The sequence below is a fragment of the Citrobacter sp. Igbk 16 genome (assembly GCF_028069755.1).
GTDB lineage: Bacteria > Pseudomonadota > Gammaproteobacteria > Enterobacterales > Enterobacteriaceae > Citrobacter.
This window is the reverse complement of record NZ_JANEWJ010000114.1, coordinates 1-261: the sequence shown is the minus strand read 5'-3', so window position 1 is coordinate 261 and position 261 is coordinate 1. Positions and strand designations below refer to the sequence as shown.

The following is a 261-nucleotide window of genomic DNA, read 5'->3' as shown; positions in this document are numbered from 1 at the left end:
GTGTAAGTGTAGCGATACATTGAGCTAACCGATACTAATGAACCGTGAGGCTTAACCTTACAACGCCGAAGATGTTTTGGCGAAGAGAGACATCGATTTCAGCTTGATTACAGATTACATCAGAACGTAAAACACGGTCTGATAAACAGAATTTGCCTGGCGGCTGTAGCGCGGTGGTCCCACCTGACCCCATGCCGAACTCAGAAGTGAAACGCCGTAGCGCCGATGGTAGTGTGGGGTCTCCCCATGCGAGAGTAGGGA

Annotated in this window: 1 rRNA gene; it reads left to right on the top strand. The window is 50.2% G+C overall.

Going from position 1 to position 261, the window contains the following annotated elements:
- Positions 1 to 155 precede the first annotated feature (155 nt).
- A 5S ribosomal RNA gene (rrf, locus tag NNO03_RS22625) occupies positions 156 to 261 on the top strand; the annotation flags it as partial.